12 protein-coding genes are annotated in these 13633 nt (G+C 63.9%); 9 read left to right on the top strand and 3 right to left on the bottom strand.

Annotation, left to right across the window (positions count from 1 at the left end; all coding sequences use genetic code 11):
• The first annotated feature begins 34 nt into the window (after positions 1 to 34).
• Positions 35 to 889 carry an isochorismatase family protein gene (locus QD208_RS07435; RefSeq protein WP_279836393.1) on the top strand — a complete coding sequence of 285 codons (855 nt, stop codon included), beginning with the start codon at positions 35 to 37 and terminating at the stop codon, positions 887 to 889.
• A 262-nt stretch (positions 890 to 1151) separates the two neighbouring features.
• Here the strand turns inward: QD208_RS07435 and QD208_RS07430 are convergent, their stop codons facing one another.
• Positions 1152 to 1625, bottom strand: coding sequence for a methylglyoxal synthase (locus QD208_RS07430; protein ID WP_054555025.1), 474 nt, complete (start codon positions 1623 to 1625; stop codon positions 1152 to 1154).
• Between the two features lie 79 nt (positions 1626 to 1704).
• Positions 1705 to 3174: a pyruvate kinase gene (pyk, locus tag QD208_RS07425; protein ID WP_043331933.1), complete on the bottom strand. Its 1470-nt coding sequence runs from the start codon at positions 3172 to 3174 to the stop codon at positions 1705 to 1707.
• A 773-nt stretch (positions 3175 to 3947) separates the two neighbouring features.
• Between pyk and topA the strand changes: the two genes are divergently transcribed.
• The 3 genes from topA to QD208_RS07410 all read left to right on the top strand — a co-directional run bounded on the left by topA (position 3948) and on the right by QD208_RS07410 (position 7561).
• Positions 3948 to 6590: a type I DNA topoisomerase gene (gene topA / locus QD208_RS07420; RefSeq protein WP_107335351.1), complete on the top strand. Its 2643-nt coding sequence runs from the start codon at positions 3948 to 3950 to the stop codon at positions 6588 to 6590.
• Entirely contained in the window at positions 6590 to 7069 is a 480-nt protein-coding gene (locus QD208_RS07415) for a DUF6586 family protein (protein WP_153635242.1), read from the top strand. Before topA ends, QD208_RS07415 begins: the two co-directional genes overlap by 1 nt.
• A gap of 252 nt (positions 7070 to 7321) precedes the next feature.
• The gene (locus QD208_RS07410; RefSeq protein WP_052384340.1) at positions 7322 to 7561 is read left to right on the top strand and encodes a hypothetical protein; all 240 of its coding nucleotides are present in this window, start codon (positions 7322 to 7324) and stop codon (positions 7559 to 7561) included.
• Between the two features lie 146 nt (positions 7562 to 7707).
• On the opposite strand, the gene lexA is transcribed toward QD208_RS07410, so the two are convergent.
• Positions 7708 to 8337, bottom strand: a complete 630-nt coding sequence (gene lexA / locus QD208_RS07405) for a transcriptional repressor LexA (RefSeq protein ID WP_043332079.1) — start codon at positions 8335 to 8337, stop codon at positions 7708 to 7710.
• A 566-nt stretch (positions 8338 to 8903) separates the two neighbouring features.
• Here lexA and QD208_RS07400 point away from each other — a divergent pair.
• The 5 genes from QD208_RS07400 (at position 8904) to QD208_RS07380 (ending at position 13485) form a co-directional block, all read left to right on the top strand.
• Complete coding sequence (locus QD208_RS07400) at positions 8904 to 9581, top strand: TetR/AcrR family transcriptional regulator (RefSeq protein ID WP_043331928.1); 678 nt, start codon at positions 8904 to 8906, stop codon at positions 9579 to 9581.
• Entirely contained in the window at positions 9581 to 10123 is a 543-nt protein-coding gene (locus tag QD208_RS07395) for a L,D-transpeptidase (protein ID WP_153635243.1), read from the top strand. Before QD208_RS07400 ends, QD208_RS07395 begins: the two co-directional genes overlap by 1 nt.
• A 259-nt stretch (positions 10124 to 10382) precedes the next feature.
• Complete coding sequence (gene nagZ / locus QD208_RS07390; RefSeq protein ID WP_153635244.1) at positions 10383 to 11528, top strand: beta-N-acetylhexosaminidase; 1146 nt, start codon at positions 10383 to 10385, stop codon at positions 11526 to 11528.
• A 48-nt stretch (positions 11529 to 11576) separates the two neighbouring features.
• Positions 11577 to 12923 (top strand): mechanosensitive ion channel family protein, encoded by a 1347-nt coding sequence (locus tag QD208_RS07385; protein WP_279836386.1) that lies wholly within the window; start codon positions 11577 to 11579, stop codon positions 12921 to 12923.
• Complete coding sequence (locus tag QD208_RS07380) at positions 12904 to 13485, top strand: hypoxanthine-guanine phosphoribosyltransferase (protein WP_043331927.1); 582 nt, start codon at positions 12904 to 12906, stop codon at positions 13483 to 13485. The genes QD208_RS07385 and QD208_RS07380 overlap by 20 nt, the downstream gene beginning before the upstream one ends.
• Positions 13486 to 13633: the final 148 nt, after the last annotated feature.

The raw sequence follows: 13633 nt of genomic DNA, 5'->3' as shown, positions 1-13633 counted from the left end.
TGCTGAAGGCCATTCGTCATCAGAGGCCTTTTGCATGGTGTCTTCCGACCAGCGCTCGTCCGCTCCCTCCGTATCCTCTCCATCAGAGACGCAGGACGCCGCGACTTCATCCGATGTCGCGGCGTCCTGCGTGGTGCAACGCATCCCTGCCACTCCCGCCGAGTGGATGACCCCCGGCGAGCTTGATGCCCGCCTGCCGGTGCGGCCGGCCGTGGTGCCGGTCTCGTTGCCGACGGCCGGGCTGATCATCGTCGATGAGATCAACGGCTTCTGTCAGGTCGCAGGCGGTGCGCTGGCGCCTCAGGCGCCCAATGCCCAGGTCAGCAGGATGATCGCCCTCAGCGATACGCTGGCGCGGACCTTCAGTGAGCGTAGGCGCCCCTTGCTGGCCTTCATTGATTCTCATGCGCCGGGCAAGCCGGAGCCGCCTTATCCCGCCCATTGTGAGCAGGGCAGCGGCGAGGATGAGCTGGTGGCGGAACTTGCCTGGCTGGAAGAGGAGCCGCAAGCCACGCTGGTGCGCAAGGACTGCATCAATGGCTATGTCGGCGCGATTGATCCCCATACCCAGGTCAATGCGCTGCAGGAGTGGGTGAGCGACGAAGGGCTGGAAACCCTGCTCGTGGTAGGCATCTGTACCGATATCTGCGTGATGGACCTGGTATTGACGTTGCTGTCGGCGCGCAATCACGGCCTGCTGGGCAAGGTGCGTGACATCGTGGTGCTGGAGCCCGGCTGTGCCACCTACGACCTGCCGGCCGAAGTGGTTGAGCAGCTGGGGCTCCCCGGTACGGCGACGCATCCCCAGGCAGACAGTCATCACATCGGACTTTACTGCATGGCGGCGCGTGGTGCGGTGATCGCCAGTCAGCTTGAGCTGATCAGTTGAGCTGATCAGTTGAGCGGATGTCGTGAGCTGTTGTTGTGGTCTACTGCTGTGGGCTGCTGTTACGGAATGAACCGCAGCGTCCCCGGAGAGAGGAAGAGAGGAAGAGCTGGGGTGGTGGCAGGAAGGCAGCAATTTCGCCACATGCAGCGCAGTCAATACTGCCCGTCTGCGCAAAAGGTAGTTTGATTACAACATCTGGCCATGAAAACGCCGCCTCTCTTGCGAGCAGGCGGCGTTTTCATGGGGAGACAGCCAGCGTCATTCAGGCGCGGGTGCTGACCCAGTCATTGGCGTCCGGCACGGCCACCTCGACTTCCTCGGAGATCAACTTCGAGTGGAAGAGGAAGTCCGCGCTGGCCGCATTGCTGGCGACCGGCACGTTCCACAATGCCGCCAGGCGCAGCAGCGCCTTGACGTCAGGGTCGTGCGGCATCGGCGCAAACGGGTCCCACAGGAAGACCAGCAGGTCCAGATTGCCTTCGGCGATGCGCGCGCCGATCTGCTGATCACCGCCCAGCGGGCCGCTCAGCAAGCCCTCTACCTCGAGGCCCAGCTCCTTGCTGATGCGGCGGGCAGTCGTGCCCGTGCCCAGCAGCTGGTGGCGGGACAGCTCATCGCGCCAGCGATTGGCCCACGCCAGCATTTCATCCTTCTTGCCATCGTGCGCCACCAGCGCAATGCGCTTGCGTGCTGGCAGGGTGCGCCGTGCCTGGCGCTTGGGTCGTTGTTCGCTCATTCCCTGACCTCCTGAGGATGGGGCAATGTCGCTGGCCTCTCGCCCTGAAAGGCCCGGGGCGGGAGGCCAGCGAGGCCGATCAGTCGATGGTGCTGCCGACAGTGACGATCTTCATGGTGTTGGTGCCGCCATGTGCGTTCATCTGGTCACCACGGGTCAGGATCACCAGGTCACCGCGAGTCGCGATGCCGCGGGCTTCCAGCTCCGCGATGGCGCGACGATTGATTTCCGCCGCCGGCAATTCGCTGGAATCGAAGGGCAGTGACACCACGCCGCGGTAGAGGGCCATGCGACGCTGGGTCTTCTGGTCCTGCGCCAGGCCGACGATGGGCAGACCGGAGCGGATGCGCGAGGCGATCAGCGGGGTATAGCCGGATTCCGTCATGCACACGATGGCCACGACACCGGTCAGGTGGTTGGCGGCATACATCGCGGACAGCGCGATGGTCTCGTCGGTCTTGCTGAAGCCTTCGTGGATGCGGTGCTGGGATTCCTGCGCGGCACGCTCACGTTCGGCGCCCAGGCAGACGCGATCCATGGTCTCGATGGTCTCGACCGGGAAGTCGCCGGCGGCGGTCTCGGCCGACAACATCACGGCGTCGGTGCCGTCGAGCACGGCATTGGCGACGTCGAAGACTTCGGCGCGGGTCGGCAGCGGCGCGCTGATCATGGATTCCATCATCTGGGTGGCCGTGATGACCACGCGGTTGAGGCTGCGCGCGCGGCGGATCATGCGCTTCTGCACGCCGATCAGCTGAGCATCGCCAATCTCGACGCCCAGATCGCCACGCGCCACCATCACGCCTTCACTGGCGAGGATGATGCCATCCAGCACGGCGTCGTCGGCCACGGCTTCTGCGCGCTCGACCTTGGCGATCAGGCCGATGTCACGACCTTCCTCGCCCAGCAGTTCACGGGCCAGCTGCATGTCGGCGCCGCTGCGCGGGAAGGAAACGGCCAGATAGTCGACGCCGATATCGATGGCGGTCTTCAGGTCAGCCTTGTCCTTGTCGGTCAGGGCTTCGGCAGACAGGCCGCCGCCTTGCTTGTTGATGCCCTTGTTGTTGGACAGCTTGCCGCCGACCTTGACGGTGGTGTGGATCTCATTGCCCTTGAGCTCATTGACCTCAAGCACCACACGGCCATCGTCGAGCAGCAGCACGTCGCCCGCAACCACGTCATCGGCCAGTTCCTGGTAGTCACAGCCGACACGCTCGACGGTACCTTCATCACGGCCCAGGCCGATATCGAGGATGAACGGCTGGCCTTCGCTCAGCTTGACGGCGGTATCCTTGAAGCGCGCGATGCGGATCTTCGGGCCCTGCAGGTCGCCCAGTACGGCGACGCTGCGGCCCTGTGCGGCGGCAGCCTGACGTACGGCCTCGGCGCGCATGCGGTGGTCTTCGGGGCTACCGTGGGAGAAGTTGAGGCGTACCACATCGACTCCGGCACGAATCATCGCGTCGAGCACACCCGGCTTGTCACTGGCAGGGCCGAGAGTGGCGACAATCTTGGTGCGGCGGATCGGGCCGTTGAACGCGTGCGGCATGAAAGCATACTCCTTGAACACTGGCGTGATGGACTGGCTGAAAACGCAAACCAGGTTGTTGTCATTTTACTACATTGAAGGCTGAAAGGGAGCCTGTCGAGTATCGTCGGCTGTCGTTGTCCATTCTCGTGATCACGATCGGGACTGCAAGGGGTGACGTGAAGTATGCCGAGCGATTGTTGCGAATACGTTGTCGCGGGTACGCGGACATGGGCTGGGGCGTCAGGGTATGCCGCGCTGCGCCATGCGGGCGCGGCCCGTCATTTCGAGGCCTGACGGCCAGGCGTCGCATGCTCTCTGCGGCAGTGTCGTGGTGACCGCCCCGTCACGCCAATGTCCGCCGGCTGGCTTTCACTGACAGCCATTCCAGTGCTACCTATATAGTGGCAATACCCTGCTGAGCGAAATTTCCGCGCATCGGCCCAGCGCAGAACCCTGTACCGGCCCCGTGTATCGGGCCCGTTGACCGCTGCCATGCGCTGATGACCTATGCTCAAACCCGGCTCGAATGCCGGATTGCCACGACCACATGCCTGAAGGCTGTCGATGTCATTCGGCGCAAGCCGCATGCTGACATGGCGGGTGGCATGGCATGTCTCGAGGCTGTCGCAGAGGCGCCCTGTCGAGCCGCCCTGACGAAGCGTCAGTCTCAACATTGCTGGTCAGCGCTGAAATGCTGGGGTAGGGTAGGCGCATTTTTCGGCTGGGACAAAACCCAGCGCGACGAGTCATTCGCCGGCGCAATCAGCGCCGGCCAGGAGATGCGAGCAACCATGGGCAAGTCACTGGTGATCGTCGAGTCGCCCGCCAAGGCCAAGACCATCAACAAGTATCTCGGCAACGACTTCGTGGTGAAGTCGAGTGTCGGGCACATCCGCGACCTGCCGACCAGCGGAAGCGGCAAGCAGGCCACCGACCCCAAGGAACGTGCCCGTCAGGCGGCGGAGACTCGCAAGATGTCGCCCGAGGTCAAGGCGGCTCACAAGGCGCAGAAGGCCAAGACCCAGTTGATCCGCCGCATGGGGGTCGACCCGGAGAATGGTTGGGAGGCGCATTACGAGATCCTGCCTGGCAAGGAAAAGGTCGTTTCCGAGCTGACGCGTCTGGCCGAGAAAGCCGACACCATCTATCTCGCGACGGATCTGGACCGCGAAGGTGAGGCGATTGCCTGGCACCTGCGCGAGACCATCGGTGGCGACGATTCGCGTTACAAGCGCGTAGTGTTCAACGAGATCACCAAGAAGGCGATCACGGCGGCCTTCGATGAGCCGGGCGAACTGAAGATGGACCGCGTACATGCCCAGCAGGCACGCCGTTATCTGGATCGCGTCGTCGGCTTCATGGTCTCGCCGCTGCTGTGGGCCAAGGTCGCTCGTGGCCTGTCCGCCGGGCGCGTGCAGTCGGTTGCCGTGCGTCTGATCGTCGAGCGTGAGCGCGAGATCCGCGCCTTCATCCCCGAAGAGTTCTGGGATGTCCACGCTGAGCTGGCCGCCGCCAGTGGTGAAGCGATCCGTTTCGAGCTGGCGCGTCAGGATGGCAAGGCCTTCCGTCCGACCAGCGAGAAGGAGACGATGGATCGCATCGCGGCGCTGCGCACGGCCAAGCTCGCGATCACCAATCGTGAAGACAAGCCGACGCGCTCCAAGCCGAACGCGCCGTTCATCACCTCGACCCTGCAGCAGGCGGCCAGTGGTCGTCTCGGCTTCTCGGTCAAGAAGACCATGATGATGGCCCAGCGTCTCTACGAGGCGGGTTACATCACCTACATGCGTACCGACTCGACCAATCTGTCGGCGGACGCGGTGGCCACGGCGCGCGACTTCATCAGCGAAGAATACGGCAGCAACTACCTGCCGGAAGCGGCCAACGTCTACTCCAGCAAGGAAGGCGCCCAGGAAGCGCACGAAGCGATTCGTCCTTCCGAAGTGTCACGCCGCGCCACCGATCTCGCCGGTATGGAGCGTGACGCCGAGCGTCTGTATGAGCTGATCTGGCGTCAGTTCGTCGCCTGTCAGATGCTGCCGGCCGAATACCTGTCCTCCACGCTGACCATCGAAGTGGATGGCTACGAGCTGCGCGCCAAGGGCCGTGTGCTCAAGTTCGACGGTTACACGCGTGTCATGAAGCCGATGGGCAAGAAGGAAGAGGACCAGTCGCTGCCGGACCTCGCCATCGGCGAGAAGCTGGACCTGGTCGAGCTGCAGCCGCTGCAGCACTTCACCAAGCCCACGGCGCGTTACACCGAGGCCAGCCTGGTCAAGGAGCTGGAGAAGCGCGGTATCGGTCGTCCGTCCACCTATGCCGCCATCATCTCCACCATCCAGGACCGTGGCTACGTGGCGCTGGAAAACCGTCGCTTCTATGCCGAGAAACTGGGCGACATCGTCACCGATCGCCTCAGCGAGTCCTTCAAGGACCTGATGGACTTCGGCTTCACGGCGCGCATGGAAGACTATCTCGATGAGGTGGCCAACGGCGGGCGCAACTGGCGCGAGCTGCTGGACACCTTCTACGCCGAGTTCAAGGCCGAGCTGGACCACGCCCAGTCCGAAGAGGGCATGCGTCCCAACCAGCCGGTGCCGACGGACATCGCCTGCCCGACCTGTGGGCGTGAGATGCAGATTCGTACCGCCTCGACCGGGGTCTTCCTGGGCTGTTCCGGCTACAACCTGCCGCCCAAGGAGCGCTGCAAGACCACCATCGATCTGCTGCCGGGCGATGAAGCCGTGGCGGCCGATGCCGGTGAAGATGCCGAGACGGATGCGCTGCGCGCCAAGCGTCGCTGCCCGATCTGCGCCACCGCGATGGACAGCTACCTGATCGATGAGCAGCGCAAGCTGCATGTCTGCGGCAATAGCCCGGACTGTGTCGGTCACGAGGTCGAGGAAGGTCAGTTCCGCATCAAGGGCTACGATGGCCCGGTGATCGAGTGCGACAAGTGCGGTTCCGACATGCAGCTCAAGACCGGGCGTTTCGGCAAGTACTTCGGCTGCACCAACGAGAATTGCAAGAATACCCGCAAGCTGCTCAAGTCCGGTGAGGTGGCGCCGCCGAAGATGGACCCGATTCCGATGCCGGAACTTGCCTGCGTCAAGGTCGAGGACCACTACGTGCTGCGCGATGGCGCCAGTGGCCTGTTCCTGGCGGCCAGTCAGTTCCCCAAGAATCGCGAGACGCGTCCGCCGCTGGTCAAGGAGCTCAAGGCGCATGCCGACGAGCTGCCGGAGAAGTATCACTTCATTCTCGAAGCCCCGGATCAGGACCCGGACGGACGTCCGGCGCAGATTCGCTTCTCGCGCAAGGTCAAGGCTCAGTACGTCATGACCGATGAGGAAGGCAAGGCGACCGGTTGGAAGGCGACCTACGACAACGGCCGCTGGGTCGTCGAGGACAAGCGCAAGGGAGCCAAGAGCTGATGAGCCAGCGTGCCCGTACCAATCAGCTGCTGTATCAGGCCGAGTTGCTGCTGGCCCAGTCAGCAGCCTCTGGCGACGATGAGCATGCCGTGGCGCGTCGCATGGCCGGTGAAGAGGGCGCGCTCGCCCTGCTGGAGCTGGCGCTGGCGTCATTGCTGGAAGAGTGTGCCGTGACGGCGCGCTGGCCAGAGGGTAGCTGGCGCGAGCGCCTGGCGTCGCCGCCGACGCCCATCGCCGAGGTCGAGCAGCTGCGCAGCCTGCTGGAGCATTCCGACAGCTGGTTGTCTGAGCTGGTCGCGGATGTGACCCGCCTGCATGAAGAGGGCGGCGTCGCTCGCCGCGAGGAATCGCGTTCGCGTGGTGATGGTCTGATCATCGCGGCAGCCTCGAGCGCCTCGCTGGCCGAGCGTCTCAGTGCCGCCATCACGGCATTCAAGGCGCTGCTGCCGCAGCTGCGCGAGTCGAGTGTCGAGTGGTAGGTCAAGGCGTTGATCTGGTGCTGCACGCTGGTGATGACTGGCGCATGGCAATCGGGTGACGTTTCGCCTTCACGGGTGCTAGACTGATCGCATTGTGGCAAGCCCTGCATTCTCCGGTACGACCATGGCTCTGGCTGTGGTCGTACTTTTTTCTGCGTCGCTGATGGCAACGCGGTGCCGGGCTTGCCAGCCGTCGCGCTGACGATTACAACGACGCCGGTATCTCGCGAGATGCCGTGCAGGAGGAATGACGTGTCCGATCCCGCCGTACTTGAAATTGTGCAAATGGAAGATGGTGAAGTGATTCTGCGCGCCGCGGAAAGCGAAGGTGAGCCGCTGCTCAGCATTCGCATTTCGGACGAGGCCGCCGATCTGCTGCGTGACAATCGTTTCGAGGTCGCGCGTGAGATGATCGACCACGCCATCACCCGGACTCGCCTCTGGGATGGCGAAGAAGACGAGGACGAGCAGTCAGAAGGCATCGTGCACTGATTCATCGCTCGCGCTTCGCGCACAAAAAAACCCGCCTCGAGGCGGGTTTTTTTGTGCAATGCGTGCGGCTTTTCTGTTGCTCAGAGCTCTGCGAGAAAGGTGCTGCTGGGCATAGCTCGTTGCTCAAAGCGCTGCTGGTCAAGGCCTCAGTGCAGGCCGCCATCGCGGATGACGCCCACCCCGAGACCTTCGATCTCCAGGCTGTCCGTGCGCAGGTCGACCTTGATCGGCGAGAAGTCCTCGTTCTCGGCTTCCAGCCACACGTAGTGCCCGTCACGGCGGAAGCGCTTGACGGTGACCTCATCCCCCAGACGTGCCACTACGATCTGTCCGTCACGCACGCTGCTGGTGCGGTGCACGGCCAGCAGGTCGCCTTCCAGAATTCCCACGTCCTTCATCGACACGCCGCGCACGCGCAACAGGTAGTCGGCAGCCGGCGAGAAGTAGTCGCTCGGCAGCGGGCAGTGACGGTCGATATGCTCGCTGGCAAGAATCGGACTGCCGGCGGCCACTTCCCCGATCACCGGCAGGCCATCGTTGGCGCTGTCGTCGACGTCAGCCAGCGACGGCACGCGAATGCCGCGAGAGGTGCCCGGCACCATCTCGATGGCGCCCTTGCGCTTGAGGGCACGCAGATGCTCCTCGGCAGCATTCGGTGAGCGGAAGCCCAGCGCCTGGGCGATTTCGGCCCGCGTCGGCGGGTAGCCAGAGGACTTGATGGTCTTGATGATGAAGTCGAAGACATCCTGCTGGCGCGGAGTAAGCGGCTGGGTCATGGCATTGCCTTTGGCCTGGGCGGCATCTTGAGCTGACGGCACGGGGTGTGCATCCATACAACTGTCATTGTATCCAGTCATGGCGGTCATGCAAGGCATCGTGGCTTGCGTGGTGGCCTCAAAGGGCAGGTAGTCGCCGAGATATCGCTGTCTGGCGACTTTTCGTGCTGATATCCGAGGCATTCTTTCTTGATGGGAATGTCTGGAAGTGAATGCCTGGAGGTGAATGTCTGGTGGTGAATGTCTGGAAGTGAACCCGGCCTGGCGCTGGCGGGGTGGTCAGTCACCCAGCTAGGCGAGCCCTTGAATCGGCACGGTCAGCGTTGAGGGAATATCAGGCTTGGCTAAACCTCTGGCGTTTGAAACGCGAGAGAATTGTCAGTCATGGCATGGCGCGCTAGAATCAAAGTGTTTCAAACGAATGTTCGTCGATGGCGGTGCTCACGGGTGCCGTGATCGAACGTGCCTTGCGGTGAACATGCACCACCTCATGAGAGAGTCGCCGCGCGGGGCTTGCGCCGTGACCTACGACTCCAGTTCTTTTCTACCTGACAAGGGTTCCGCCCATGGCCCAGACCGATACCGTTACCCGCATCCTCGATACTGCCGAGGTGCTGTTCGCCGAGCGCGGCTTCGCCGAGACCTCACTGCGTAACATCACCAGCAAGGCCAAGGTCAATCTGGCGGCGGTGAACTACCACTTCGGCTCCAAGAAATCGCTGATCCAGGCGGTCTTCGCACGCTATCTCGACCCGTTCAGTGAGCGCTTCCACGCGGCACTCGACAGCGTCGAGCAGCAATACGCCGGGCGTCAGGTGCCGCTGGAGGTCCTGCTGGAGGTGATGGCGCGTACCGTGCTGGAGGTGCCGGCCGAGCGCAACAGCCTGCGTACCTTCATGCGCCTGCTCGGGCTGGCCTATACCCAGGGGCAGGGCCACATGCGACGCTATATCCGCGAGCATTACGGCACGGTCTTCAGCCGCTTCGCCGAGCTTCTGAAGCTGGCGACGCCTGATCTGCCGGACAACGAGCGCTTCTGGCGCCTGCACTTCATGCTCGGCAGCGTGATTTTCACCTTCTCGGGCCTGGATGCGCTGCGCGATATCGAGGAAGCCGAGTACGGCCATCACACCACGGTGCGTGAGCTGATCCAGCACATGCGTCCGGTGGTGGTCGCGGCGATGGCAGCGCCGTTGCCGGCCTCGCTCGGAGATGGTGAGGCGGTCACCCAGGCGGCCAGCTGATGGCCTGCTGGGTAGCGGTGGACCTCTCGCGCCAAAGCCTTGAGATACGCAATGACGCGCCGAGTGGCAGTCGTGATGCGCCGCCCCCCGCGGCTGACCCTGAGGCGCTGGTGCACGCCTGCGCGATCTCCAGCGGCCTCAACGGTATTGGCGAGCTCGACGGCAGCGGTTGCACGCCAACCGGCTGGCATGTGATTCGAGCCGCCATCGGGGCGGGCAATCCGCGTGGCGCCGTCTATCGCGGACGGCGCTTCACGGGCGAGGTGTTCACGCCCGAGCTTGCCGCGGAGCATCCTGAGCGTGACTGGATCCTGACGCGCATTCTGTGGCTCAGCGGCCGCGAGCCCGGCGTCAATCGTGGTCGCAATGCCCGCAGCGAGCGGGTCGATAGTCTGCGCCGCTACATCTATTTTCATGGCACGCCCAGCACGGAGCCCATGGGGGTAGCGGCGTCCCACGGCTGCATTCGCTTGCGTGATGACGACCTGCTGCGACTCTTTGCCGAGGCTGTGCCCGGCACCCCGGTACTGCTGCATGCCTGAAGGCGCTGGTGCCCGAGTCTGATACCCTCCATGAGCTGTCACCGGAATCTGCGTGACAGCCCCTTGCCGGGGCGCAGCTGGCCGCGACTGTTCGATAGGGGTTCAGTCGGCTAGAATTGCGCCTTTCCTCGCGCTGGCAGCCTGATTCATCACGTTTCTTCCAGGCTGCCGAGCCCCGTAAAAGACATGAAGTCCTGGCGGTCGTGGCTCCTCTCTTCACGGGACATCACTGCCGCAGGCCATGGACAGGAAGGATGACATGACACAGCCACTGGGCTCCGTAATGGTCGATGTTGCGGGGCTGACCCTCGCCCGCGACGAACGTGAACTGCTGGCACGCCCTGCCGTCGGGGGCGTCATCCTGTTTGCGCGCAACTGCGCTTCTCCCGAGCAGGTGTTGGAACTGAGCCGCGAGATTCGCAGCGTCAATCCCCACCTGCTGATCGCCATCGATCAGGAAGGCGGGCGCGTCCAGCGTCTGCGCGAGGGCGTGACACGCCTGCCATCGATGCGCAGCCTGGCGCAGTGCTGTCTCGGGCGTGACTGTGATGGCTGCGGCGAAGACGCCCAGGCCGCAGGCCTGGGTCTGGCACGCGATGCCGGCTGGCTGCTGGGCATGGAAATGGCAGCCATCGGCTGTGATATCACCTTTGCGCCGGTACTGGATATCGATGTGGCGGGCTCGACCATCATTGGCGATCGCAGCTTCGGCGCCACGCCGGAAGACGTCATCGCGGTGGGCGGCGCCTTCATCGACGGGCTGCAGGAGGCGGGCATGTCCGCCGTCGGCAAGCACTACCCGGGGCATGGTGGCATCTCGGCAGATACCCATCTGGAGCGCGTGGTCGACCCGCGGCCGTTCCGCGAGCTGCGCGAACATGACCTCAAGCCCTTCGCGGCCCTCGCCGAGCGCCTGGGTGGCGTGATGCCGGCGCATGTGATCTATCCGGATTTCGATGCACGTCCCGCGGGCTTCTCACCCAGCTGGTTGGGCCTGCTGCGCGAAGAGTTCGGCTTCAAGGGCGCCATCTTCTCCGATGATCTCGGCATGGCGGCGGCCGTCGCGGAAGGTGGCCCGGCAGAGCGTGCACGCCTGGCGCTGGACGCCGGCTGCGACATGGCGCTGGTCTGCAATGACCCGGCCGCCGCGCGCGAAGTGCTCGACAGCCTCGATGACGATGAGCAGCGCCACCGTGGCAAGCGCCAGGCGCGTCTGCGCTATGCGCGAGCTCGCCCGACGCTGGATGGTCTGGTGGGGCTGGCACGCTGGCGGCGCACCCACGCGCGGCTCGAATCGATGGCGGCCAGTCAGGCATCACAGCAGGCTGCCATGCCCTCGGGCACGCTAGGCGCCGCTGACGCGTCTGACGCACGGTCGGTCTCTGAGTCCGGTAGCGCGCAATAATCAGGCACGCGGTGCCTTTTTCGAGTCGAAGACTGGCAAGGAATTCCCATGGCTGAGCAATCCGCCACCGAGGCTGCTGCCGACAAGCTGGCAGCGCCTGCCGAAGAGATGATCAATCAATGGGTCGAGCCGCTGCGCCAATGGGTCGAGCAGACCTTTGGTCTGCCGCTGTGGGGCATCAATCTCGCTCTGCTACTGCTGGCGGTGCTGTTGCTGCACCTCATCGAGCGGGTGGTGCTCAGCCGCCTGGCGACGCATGCCGAGAAGAGCCGCAACCTGTGGGATGACGCCCTGGTGCATGGCCTGCGTCATCCCTTGTCATTCTGGCTCTACAGCATGGGGGTGTTGCTGGCGCTCGGCATCATCGCCGGCCAGTTCAGCCTCGGCGGGGCCGAGAAGTACCTGGGCACGGCGCGCCAGATCGTGACCCTGCTGGCGCTGGCCTGGGCGTTGATTCGCATGGTCAAGCGCTTCGAGGCGCTGCGCACCATGCCGCCGCCCGGCACCAACGTCAACGCGATGGATGCCACCACGGCCTCGGCGATCAGCAAGCTGCTGCGGGCGGTCGTGGTCGTGCTGGTGGGGCTGGCCATCCTGCAGAATCTCGGCGTCTCGTTGTCCGGGGTGCTGGCCTTCGGGGGTGTCGGCGGTATCGCGGTCGGCTTTGCGGCGCGGGATCTGCTGGCCAACTTCTTCGGCGCCCTGATGATCCATCTCGACCGGCCCTTCAAGGTCGGCGACTGGATCCGCTCACCGGACCGCGAGATCGAGGGCACCGTCGAGGATATCGGTTGGCGCCTGACGCGCATCCGCACCTTCGACATGCGGCCCCTCTACGTGCCGAACGCCATCTTCACCAGCATCTCGGTGGAGAATCCGTCGCGCATGTACAATCGCCGCATCTTCGAGACCGTGGGGCTGCGCTATGAGGATGCCGCCCAGGTCGGCCCCATCGTTGCCGCGGTACGCGAGATGCTGGAAGGCCATGACGAGATCGACCAGACGCGCACCCAGATCGTGAACTTCACCACCTATGGTGAGCATTCGCTGAACTTCTTCGTCTATGTCTTCACGCGCACCACCGACTGGGTGAAGTACCACGCGATCAAGCAGGATGTCCTGCTCAAGGTGCACGACATCATCCGTGAGCATGATGCCCAGGTGGCGCTGCCGGGTCAGCGTCTGCATTTTGCCGATGTACTGCCCTTCGAAGGACGCCACCATGAACACGACGCCGAGGCTGAGAATGCCGCGGCGTCATCAGACACGCAGACGCGCGGGTCCCGCCGCCGTTCTGATTCAACCGCCGCTGCTACATCCTCCTCTGCGCCCGTCCGGCGTGGAGATGAGGCCAGTGACACCCAGGAAACTCCCGATGCTGACTCCGACGCCTGAGACCCTCACCGCCCTGCATGACGAAATGCGTGAGGTGATGGACAATGCCGATTGCCTGATCCCGCAAGCTGACCTTGAAGTGGCACTCGACCGCATGGCCGTTGAGCTGACGGAACGCCTCGGCGATCGCATGCCGATCTTCTATTGCGTGATGAACGGCGGCCTGATCACCGCCGGCCAGCTGCTGACCCGCCTCGACTTCCCGCTGGAAGTCGATTATCTGCACGCCACTCGCTACCGTGGCGCGATGCGCGGCGGCGAGCTGTTCTGGCGCGTCAACCCGGAGCTGCCGATGGCCGGTCGCGACGTGGTGATCGTCGATGACATCCTCGATGAGGGTGGCACCCTGGCCGCGATTCTCGAGTACTGCCGTGAAGCCGGTGCGCGCAGCGTGTCCAGCTGTGTGCTGGTCGACAAGAAGCATGACCGCAAGGCCTACCCGGGCTTCAAGGCCGATTTCTGTGGTCTCGACGTCGAAGACCGCTTCCTGTTCGGCTTCGGCATGGACTACAAGGGCTACTGGCGTAACGCGCCGGGCATCTACGCGCCCAAGGGTCTGTAACCCAAGGGGCTGTAACCCAAGGGCTTTAACCCAAGTGTCTGTGACATGAGCCGCCGGATGGCAGTCGCCATCGCGTGCGATAGCCATCGTCAACGCTGGCATTCGTTCACCACCCGCCCGGGCAACCGCGGCGGGTGGTGTCGTTTTC

It is taken from the genome of Cobetia sp. 29-18-1 (genome assembly GCF_029846405.1).
Taxonomy (GTDB): domain Bacteria; phylum Pseudomonadota; class Gammaproteobacteria; order Pseudomonadales; family Halomonadaceae; genus Cobetia; species Cobetia amphilecti.
Note: the sequence above shows the minus strand (reverse complement) of the source record. Positions and strands in the feature narration are given on the sequence as shown.

Coding starts and splice junctions, on each gene's coding strand:
- QD208_RS07435 (WP_279836393.1), top strand. CDS start 35: ATGGTGTCTTCCGACCAGCGCTCGTCCGCTCCCTCCGTATCCTCTCCA.
- QD208_RS07430 (WP_054555025.1), bottom strand. CDS start 1,625: ATGAGCGAACAACGACCCAAGCGCCAGGCACGGCGCACCCTGCCAGCA.
- pyk (WP_043331933.1), bottom strand. CDS start 3,174: ATGCCGCACGCGTTCAACGGCCCGATCCGCCGCACCAAGATTGTCGCC.
- topA (WP_107335351.1), top strand. CDS start 3,948: ATGGGCAAGTCACTGGTGATCGTCGAGTCGCCCGCCAAGGCCAAGACC.
- QD208_RS07415 (WP_153635242.1), top strand. CDS start 6,590: ATGAGCCAGCGTGCCCGTACCAATCAGCTGCTGTATCAGGCCGAGTTG.
- lexA (WP_043332079.1), bottom strand. CDS start 8,337: ATGACCCAGCCGCTTACTCCGCGCCAGCAGGATGTCTTCGACTTCATC.
- QD208_RS07400 (WP_043331928.1), top strand. CDS start 8,904: ATGGCCCAGACCGATACCGTTACCCGCATCCTCGATACTGCCGAGGTG.
- QD208_RS07395 (WP_153635243.1), top strand. CDS start 9,581: ATGGCCTGCTGGGTAGCGGTGGACCTCTCGCGCCAAAGCCTTGAGATA.
- nagZ (WP_153635244.1), top strand. CDS start 10,383: ATGACACAGCCACTGGGCTCCGTAATGGTCGATGTTGCGGGGCTGACC.
- QD208_RS07385 (WP_279836386.1), top strand. CDS start 11,577: ATGGCTGAGCAATCCGCCACCGAGGCTGCTGCCGACAAGCTGGCAGCG.
- QD208_RS07380 (WP_043331927.1), top strand. CDS start 12,904: ATGCTGACTCCGACGCCTGAGACCCTCACCGCCCTGCATGACGAAATG.